The sequence below is a fragment of the Prosthecobacter sp. genome (assembly GCF_014879935.1).
Lineage (GTDB): Bacteria > Verrucomicrobiota > Verrucomicrobiia > Verrucomicrobiales > Verrucomicrobiaceae > Prosthecobacter.
The window spans coordinates 1-9,058 of sequence record NZ_JACSRD010000045.1 but is presented as its reverse complement, the minus strand read 5'-3'; the positions used below and the strand labels follow the sequence as shown (position 1 = coordinate 9,058).

The 9,058-nt window shown below is 64.1% G+C and carries 4 protein-coding genes; all 4 read left to right on the top strand.

The window, feature by feature from the left end; genetic code table 11:
- The first annotated feature begins 104 nt into the window (after positions 1 to 104).
- Genes IAE77_RS00860 through IAE77_RS00845 form a run of 4 tightly spaced genes read left to right on the top strand, consistent with a single transcriptional unit; the run spans position 105 to position 8,866 of the window.
- On the top strand, positions 105 to 3,716 hold the full coding sequence (locus IAE77_RS00860; RefSeq protein ID WP_294220431.1) for a hypothetical protein: 3,612 nt from the start codon (positions 105 to 107) through the stop codon (positions 3,714 to 3,716).
- Positions 3,717 to 3,744: 28 nt separating this feature from the next.
- Entirely contained in the window at positions 3,745 to 4,320 is a 576-nt protein-coding gene (locus tag IAE77_RS00855) for a hypothetical protein (RefSeq protein ID WP_294220429.1), read from the top strand.
- The gene (locus IAE77_RS00850; RefSeq protein ID WP_294220425.1) at positions 4,317 to 7,934 is read left to right on the top strand and encodes a tail fiber domain-containing protein; all 3,618 of its coding nucleotides are present in this window, start codon (positions 4,317 to 4,319) and stop codon (positions 7,932 to 7,934) included. Before IAE77_RS00855 ends, IAE77_RS00850 begins: the two co-directional genes overlap by 4 nt.
- Positions 7,931 to 8,866 (top strand): hypothetical protein, encoded by a 936-nt coding sequence (locus IAE77_RS00845; protein WP_294220422.1) that lies wholly within the window; start codon positions 7,931 to 7,933, stop codon positions 8,864 to 8,866. Before IAE77_RS00850 ends, IAE77_RS00845 begins: the two co-directional genes overlap by 4 nt.
- Positions 8,867 to 9,058: the final 192 nt, after the last annotated feature.

The following is a 9,058-nucleotide window of genomic DNA, read 5'->3' as shown; positions in this document are numbered from 1 at the left end:
CCACCGCAAGCACCAGCACCTGGCTGAAGCCCAACGGCACCTGGCCCGGCAGCATTGTCGTCGGCGGCTCCCCAACTGCCGCCATCAGCACACCGGCCGTCATCATGGCAGACACCTACTTCACCATGAGCTACCGCAAGATCGTGGCCGGCCAGGCCGCTGACGTCGGCTGGTCCGAGTGGATGACGCCGAAGCTCGTCGAAGGCTGGATCAAGCGCGTGCTGGCGAAGATCACGCCCTTCAACCAGCGGGTGGACGACCTCTACAACAACGCCGTGAACACGGATGTCTCCATGCTCACCCAGGCAGGCAGACGCTGGGAGGGGGACATCGCCCTGAACCTGGAAAACATCAACGACGTCGGCCTCATCGAGATCTACGAGACCGTCCTGAACCGCGGCAAGAGCTTCACCATCGGCTCCGGCATCGATTTTGCCCCGTCCAACGATGCCTTGTTGCTCGCCGCCGGCTATCTCAGCGATCTTTACACCATTCTCGGCAATGAAGCCTATGCCGACGCCGCGAACCCCACCATCTCCATCGACGACCAGACCACCGTCACCGAGGTGAACACCAGCCGCTTCAGCTTCGAAGGCCAGGTGGCCAGTTCGCTGGATGAAGAGCTGGGCCTGCTGCGTGGTCGTGACAACAGCGCCAGCCCCGGCACCGGAATCGCTCCGGCCTACAACCGTCTTTTCTGGAACTACACGCGCGGCATCAACAGCGGCGAGGTGCTCTACGCCGTGAACTACAACATCAAGGAAAAGACCGGCAGCAGCACGGCCAACGGCATCCTCGATGCCGCCGATGCCCAGCGCATGTTCCCCCAGGGGCATGGCGACGCCTACGGGCACTACCTCACCGCCCTCACCGGCTATTACAAGCTGCTGACCCACCCCGAGTTCACCTGGGTGCCAAGGGCGGAGGCCGTCAGCGTTCTCGGCCAGGCGGTGCTCATTGATTACAAGGATGAGCGGAAACTGGCCGCCGCCGCGGCGAACCTCGCCCGAACGTCCCAGCAGGTCATCAGTCTCGTCCACCGCAAGGTTTACCAGGATGACCCCGCCCTCGGCTGGCAGCATTTGCGCGATGACGATGAAGACCGTGCCTGGGGACTGGATGAAACCGTCAGCCGCAGCGCCCAGGGCAGCTTTTTCCACTGGGTCACGGGAAATGCCCTCCTGCTGGACGAAGACACCGCCCACACCGGCGTGCAGAAGATCGACCGCACCACCGTGCCGGAACTGCACGAGCTCGTCAGCGCTGCGGATGCCTTCCAGACCAGCATCGACAACGCCAACGCTCATCTTAACCCGCTGGGACTCAGCCCCGGAGCCATCGCCTTCGACATCTCCCCCGCCCAGATGCAGGCAGGCCAGTCCCACTATGAGCAGATCTACGCCCGTGCCCTGCGCTCCGTGTTGAATGCCAAGGGCAGCTTTGACCAGGCCGCGAAGATGACCCGGCTCCTGCGCAATCAGGAGAACCAGGTCACGGATGCCAACACGGCCGTCGTCGATCAGGAGGGCGCCTTTGAAAGTCAGCTCATCGAGATCTACGGCACCCCGTATGCGGGCGACATCGGCCCGGGCAAGAGCTACCCTCAAGGCTACACCGGCCCAGATTTGCAGAGCTGGTTCATCATCGACCGGCCCAGCGACCTCGTGAACCTCTCCGCTCCGGCCACCACCGTCAGTGTGCAGGTTCCGCTTGTCACACCGGCGTTTGGTGCCCTCACGGCCGATGAAATCCGCGCCCGTTACAGCAGCAGCGCCCCCATTCCGCAGGTGGCGACAAAGACCTACACCATCGCCCCCAATCAGTGGGCCCAGTATGCGCAAACCATCGCCCCGGACGGTTCGCTCGGCCGCCGTGCCCAGACCGGCGGGCTCCAGGACGCCCTGATGGAGATCGAAACGGCCCGCACCGACCTGCTGGAGGCCAATCAGCAGCTCCAGATCCTGCAGCGCCGCTTTGAACGTGAGGCCACATTGGCCAAAGACCTCGTGGCCAGCCATGTCGAGGCCCTGCGCCGTCAGGCAAACGCCACCGCGAACATCGCCACCACGGAAGCCGCCGCTGCTGTGCTCGACTCATTGGGCGAAGGTCTGCAATGGGCTGGCGAAGCCGCGCGTGATGCCACTGAAGTCGCCTCAGAAGCGGTGCCGAAGTCCCTGATCGCCGGTGTCGCTGCGGGGGGCGATCTCACCTCAGCCGCCCGTGCCGCCATTCTGGCAGCAGGAAAAACGATCAGCAGTGTGCTGGTCGGCAGCGGCCTCGCCTCACGCGCAGCTGCGGGTCTTCTCGATGCCACCGTCACCGGCCTGGGCATGGAGCTGGATGGCTACCTCATGAGCGTCGGCTTCACCCAGGAGGAGGCGCAGGCTCTTTATGAGCTGGAGCAGCTCTATGCGGAGCTGGTGAGCCAGCATTACCAGTTCCACCGCCTGGCCACCAGCGTGCAGACGGCCAGCCAAAAGGCCTCCAATCTCATCGCCACCGGGCAGTCCATCCTCTCCGAGCGTGAAAGCTACCGCCAGCGCGCCGCCGCCGTCATCAGCGGCTACCGCACCCGTGACCTGACCTTCCGCACTTTCCGCAATGAGGCGCTGGAGCAGTATCGTACCCTCTTTGACCTCGCTTCCCGCTACACCTACCTGGCCGCGAAGAGCTACGACTACGAAACCGGCCTCCTGGGCACCACCGCAGGTCAGTCGGTCATCGCCAGCATCGTCTCCGCCCGCTCCTTGGGCGACCTCTCCGGCGATGTCCCCCAGGCCACCACCAGCACCCTCGGCGATGCAGGCCTGGCCGGACGCCTCGCCCAGATGAATGCGGATTTCGCCGTGGCAGAGGGCCGCCTCGGCATCAACAACCCGGATCCCTACGGCACCCTTTTCAGCGTGCGGGCCGAGCTTTACCGCATCACCACCGACGCCGCCTCCACCGCGGATGACGATGCCTGGCAGCAGAGCCTGGAGCAGGCCATCCGCAGCAACCTGCTGAGTGATTCCGACGTGGCCCGCCACTGCAACAACCTCCGCAAGCCTGACGGGAGCAACGTCCCCGGCCTGATCATCCCGTTCAGCACCACCATCCAGCACGCGAAGAACTTCTTCGGCCTCGATTATGCCGCTGGGGACCACAATTACAGCCCCAGCAGCTACAGCACGAAGATCAGCAGCATCGGCATCGTCCTGCCTGGCTACGTCGGCATGGATCCCTATGCCAGCGGCACTCCGGGCGCGGGCGGCCCGGCCAGCAGCCATCCGGATGCTCTCGGTGCCACGCCTTATGTCTATCTCATCCCCTGTGGCGAGGACTTCATGCTCTCCCCGCCACTGGGAGACACGAACACCGTCCGCTCCTGGACGGTGCATGACCAGGCCCTGCCGCTGCCCTACAACCTCGGAGCGAGCAGCTTCAACACGACCAGCTTCTTCACCTCCACCGGCACGCTCAGCGAGCAGCCCTGGATCGTTCGCAAGCATCAGGCCTTCCGCCCTGTCTCCGACCCGGCGTTCTTCTACAGCAGCGTCCCGGCCGAGTTCACCAACACGCGCCTCATCGGCCGCAGCGTCTGGAACAGCCAGTGGAAGCTCGTCATCCCGGCCTACACGCTGCTGAGCAACGAGCAGGAGGGCCTGAACCGCTTCGTCCGCAGCGTGAAGGACATCCAGCTCTTCCTGCGCACCTACAGTCATTCGGGGAATTGAATGACGGAACCCAAATGACGAATGCCGAATGAAAAGCATCGCGCTCATCCTCCTGGCCGCCTCGGTTGTCGCTCTCGTCGGATGGCGTCTGGCATCGCCAAAACCGTCACTGGAGTCCTCTCTGTCTGCTTCGTCCCGTCCAGCCCGCATTCCACCATCCACCACCAACACGGACGGTGCCGAAGTCTTCCAACGCGCGTTCTGGAAGCGTCCCGCAGCCAACGACAGCATCCTGAATGCCGAGCGCCGTGAGTGGAAGGACGCGGACGGCGTCACCCGCTGGCAATGGTTCATCGCAGTGAAGCCGTCCCCGGAACTGGTGAAGCATCTCATCACCGACAACGCCTTCCATCTCGCGCCCGCGACCACGGTGCCGGACATCGAAGAGCCGCCGGCGTGGTTTGCGCCGGAGAAAAGCTCATCGCGCATCCTCCGCGCTCCCGGCAGCGGCATGACGCTTCTTTTTGACGAGGCATCCAGTCTCCTGCTCGCCACCGACAGCGGCGGCGGCTTTCGCCAAGGAGCACCGGAGCCCGCGAAGCCCGTCGCACAAAACACAGCCGTCACCTCGCGTCTCCCCAACTCGCCTCCGCCGAAGCCATGAATCTCCGCCTTCACTTCAAGCGAGTGTGCTTCGCACTTCTCCTCTTCGTCACTCTCCATTGGTCGTCCGTCATTTCTTCAGCCGCCGTCCCGTCCCTCCTCAACCACCAGGGCCGAATTGCGGTCAACGGCACGAACTTTGAAGGCAGCGGCCAGTTCAAATTCGCGTTCGTGAACACGGACGGCACCACCAGCTACTGGAGCAACGACGGCACCAGCACCGCCGGCTCGCAACCCGCTGCCGCCGTCTCGCTCACGGTGACCAAAGGCCTCTACGCCGTCCTGCTCGGCGACACGTCGCTCGCCAACATGACCGCTGTGCCCGCGAGCGTCTTTGACAACGCCGATGTCCGCCTCCGTGTCTGGTTCAACGACGGCACCAACGGCTTTCAGCACATCACTCCTGACCAGCGCCTTGCTGCCGCGCCGTTCGCCATCAATGCCGCGAAGGCGGAATCGGTGCCCAATGGCAGCATCACGGGCGCGATGTTGGCGGACGGCTCCGTCGGCAGCACCAAGATCGTCAATGGAGCCGTCGGAACCAGTCAGCTCGCACCCAATGCCGTGCAGGCGGCGAACATCGCCACGGGAGCCGTCGGCAGCAGCCAGCTCGCCGCAGGCAGCGTGACAACGAATGCGATGGCTGACTCTGCGATCACCACCGCGAAGCTGGCCGCCAATTTCGCCACCGGCACAGCGGTCGAAGGAAACATCTCCAGCATCAACAACACGTCGAACGTGCTGAGCTTCAGCGTCCCTTTTCCAGCGCCATTTGCCACCGCGCCCAGCATCACCTTTGGCAGGCCCGGCTGGTCTCCAGGCAGTGTGACCACCACGGGCTTCACCGCCACCTATGCGGGCTACAGTCCCTCGCTGGTCGCCACGCCGGGGAACGCCTCCGCCACATCCGTGGCCTCGGTCAGTGGCCGACCTGCCATCGCCTACTACGACAATCCGAGCACCACCTTGAAATTCGCCATCGCCGCCAATCGCGATGGCAGCGGTGGCTGGACCATTCTCACGCTGGACGCCGCTGGCACGGGCCGCGACTGCTCACTGATCATCGTGAACGGAACCCCGGCGGTCAGCTACTACGACGCCACCAACGGCGACCTCAAGTTCGTTCGAGCGCTCGATGCGACGGGCAGCGCATGGGCCGCCCCGCAGGCCTTGGACACCACAGGCAACGTGGGACAGCACACCTGCCTGCACATCATCAATGGCAGCCCGGCGATCAGCTACCACGACGTCACGAATGGCAATCTGAAGTTCATCCGGGCCAGCGATGCCACGGGGAGCACCTGGGGCAGTCCGGTCGTGGTGGACGCCGCCGCTGGAAATGTGGGGCAGTTCACCTCGCTTGAGGTGGTCGGCGGGAACCCGGCCATCGCCTATTACGATGCGACAGCGGGCGACCTCCTCTACGTCCGCGCCAGTGACTCAAACGGCACCGCCTGGACTGCACCCGCCAGCATCGACGGCGCGGCAAACAACGTGGGTCAACATGCTTCCCTGGCCGTGGTCGGCAGCCATCCTGCCATCGCCTACCACGATGTGAGCAATCTCGACTTGAAGTATGTGCGGGCGCTCGACGCAACTGGCAGCACCTGGGGAACGCCGCTGACCATCGACAGCGGTGGCACGGTTGGATTGTATTCGAGTCTGAAGATCGTGAACGGACTGCCCATGATCGCCTCGCAGGGGGTGGACAATGCGCGCTACTCCTGCCGCTTGTGGCGCAATTTGTCCGCAGACAGCACCGGCGCATGGAGCTTTGTCGTGCTGAATCTCTTCGTGCCGCAGACAAACGCAGGCCAGCGCAATTCGCTCGCGGCGATCAACGGAGCGCCTGCCGTCAGCTACATCGAATCGTCCACCGGCAAACTGCAGTACGCCACCGTTCCTGACTTCGCCTGGACGGCCGGCGACGGCACCGTTTCACCGATCCTGGCGACGGCCTTTAGCTCGCCTTTGGCCGGAGACATCACAGGCGGCCAGGGTTCGACGACGATCTCCGGCAATGCCGTGGACAGCGCCAAGATCATGGATGGCAGCATCACCAACGCCGACATCAACGCGAGTGCCGCCATCGCCGACTCCAAGCTCGGGACGATTGCCACGGCGGGCAAAGTCGCCAATAGCGCCACCACGGGCACATCGGCAAACACACCCGGCACCCTGGTCCTGCGCGATGCTCAGGGAAATTTCTCCGCAGGCACCATCACCGGCACTTTTGTGGGCGATGGATCTGGTTTGACCGGCCTGACCACCTCGCAGGTCATCCTCGACGATGTGGTGGCCGCGCCACTGAAGCCCGTTGTGGCCTGGGGCGACAACGACAACGGCCAGACTGCGGTCCCCGCACTCGCAAACGTCGCTTCTGTTGCGGCAGGTTCTTTCCACAACATCGCGTTGCTCGATGCTGGAACAGTGGTCCAGTGGGGAGCGATGGCCGCCGTGCCGGGCACCGTGGTCAATGTGACCCACATTGCCGCAGGCACGGATCACAATCTGGTGCGCAGGAGCGATGGCAGCGTGATCGCGTGGGGGGACGACACGTTCGGCCAGAGCAGCGTTCCTGGCGGCATCACGACCGCGACGAACGTGGCCGCTGGCGAGAAACACAGCCTCATCCTGAAAGCAGACGGCACCGTGCAGGCCTGGGGAGACAACACCTACGGCCAGTCCACCATCCCCGGAACGGCCACGAACATCACGGCCATCGCCGCTGGAGCGGATCACAATCTCGCCCTGAAGGCGGATGGCACCGTCATCGCCTGGGGCCGCAATGACAGCGGCCAGACCAGCGTGCCAGGCGGTTTGACGAACGTGGTCGCCATCGCATGCGGCGCTTATCACAGCCTCGCCGTGAGGACGGACGGCACCGTCGTGGCCTGGGGATGGGATCTTGGCGGGCAGGTCTCCGGCGCCACCGGGGTCACCCATGTTTCCAAAGTCGCGGGCGGTTATGCCTTCAGCCTCGCCTTGAAGCACGACGGCACTCTCTCGGCGTGGGGAGACAACACCGACGGACAAACCGCGATCCCGGCCAGTTCCACACAGATCACTCACATCGCCTGCGGAGCGGGCCATGCCCTCGCCCTCCGGGCCGATTTCATCCCCGCCCAGGTCGCTAGGCTGGACCAGGACAACATCTTCACCGGCAAAGTCGGCATCCAGCGTGCTCCCGCGACGAACAACCTCGAAGTCGAAGGCAGCGCCAGCAAAACCACCGCAGGCAACTGGCTCGCCAACTCCGACCGTCGCATCAAAACGGACGTGCGGCCCGTCACCGGTGCCCTGAGAAAGCTCGCCAGGGTCAATCTCGTCGATTTTCACTACAGTGAGGCCTACCGGGCGGCTCATCCTGAAGTCGGCGGCAGACGCTACCTCAACGTCATCGCCCAGGAGTTCGCCGAAGTCTTCCCCGATCACGTGCAGAACAGCGGCGAGGTCCTTCCTGATGGATCACCCATCCTCCAGGTCGATACCTATCCACTCACCATCTACTCCGCCGCCGCCGTGCAGGAACTGGCGAAGGAGAATCAGGCTCTCAAGAAGAAGCTGGCGGATCAGGAGGAGCGGCTCAAACGACTGGAGGCCCTGATCAAATGAGCGGGCAGCGCCATCGGCCAGGGCGGCGTTTCCTCGCACTCCTCTGCCTCGTTTTCTGTTTCTCATTCGTCGCTCCCGCGCACGCAGGCACCTCCGCGAGCTACACGCTCGCACCCGATGCCATCGACGTCGGCGGACTTCGAGGCACGAGCGCAAACTACGTCCTGAATGCCTCCGCCATGCCGGGAGGCCACGGCACCAGCACCGCCTACACCCTGCGCGGTGGCTTCGCCGGCCAGCTTGCGGATGCCATCGCCACCGCCATCGACCTTTTTGCCTCCCCTTTGTCGGTGCATGAGGTCGGCACACGCCAGATCACGGCCGCTTTGGTCTTTGACGACCTCAGCACCCAGCCGTTGGCGGCTGAGAGTGTGAGCTGGAGCGTTCAGAGCGGCCCCATCGCCAGCATCAGCCCTGACGGCCTGGCGACTGCCGCCGCCGTTTATCAAGACACCGCCGCCGTGGTGCAGGGTACTTACCAGAGCCTCACAGACTCGCTGACTCTTGCCGTGCTCAACATCTTGCCCGACAACTTCGGCGGCTACGCCTCCGATGGCCTCGATGATGACTGGCAGGTGCTCCATTTCAATCTCCCGCCCAATCCGGATGCCGCGCCTGGAGCCGATCCTGACTTTGACGGGCAGAACAATCTCTTCGAGTTCACCTCCGGAGTCGTTCCTACAGATGCCAGCTCCCGTTTTCTGATCCAGGCGCAGCCGGTGGCCGGACAGCCCGGGCAGAAGCGCATCATCTTCTCCCCCCGTTTCGCAGATCGCACCTACAGCGTGCAGACCAGCACCACTCTGCTGCCGCTGAGCTGGCAGCCGCTCGGCTCCTTCACCACCGGCGACGCAGGTGTCGTGCGAACCGTCACCGACACCAGTGCCACGGGCGCACGCAAGTTCTATCGCGTCCAGATCACCCGGCCGTGAAAGCCAAGCTCCAAGGGTGCCTCGTGGTGAACTGCATTAAGCCGCCTTGGCGGCTACGATACCGGGGCCAGCTTCAGCTGTCGCAGTGAATACAGCGGCGCATCCGTTTCCGCGATGCGTCTCGCCCCTCGCTTCCGCTTCGGGCTGAACTGGTCCCGCTGCGCCTCGAAGATGTCCTCCACGAACGCCTTG

Excerpts from the sequence above, each read along its gene's own strand:
- IAE77_RS00860 (WP_294220431.1), top strand. The coding sequence starts at position 105 with ATGGCAGACACCTACTTCACCATGAGCTACCGCAAGATCGTGGCCGGC.
- IAE77_RS00855 (WP_294220429.1), top strand. The coding sequence starts at position 3,745 with ATGAAAAGCATCGCGCTCATCCTCCTGGCCGCCTCGGTTGTCGCTCTC.
- IAE77_RS00850 (WP_294220425.1), top strand. The coding sequence starts at position 4,317 with ATGAATCTCCGCCTTCACTTCAAGCGAGTGTGCTTCGCACTTCTCCTC.
- IAE77_RS00845 (WP_294220422.1), top strand. The coding sequence starts at position 7,931 with ATGAGCGGGCAGCGCCATCGGCCAGGGCGGCGTTTCCTCGCACTCCTC.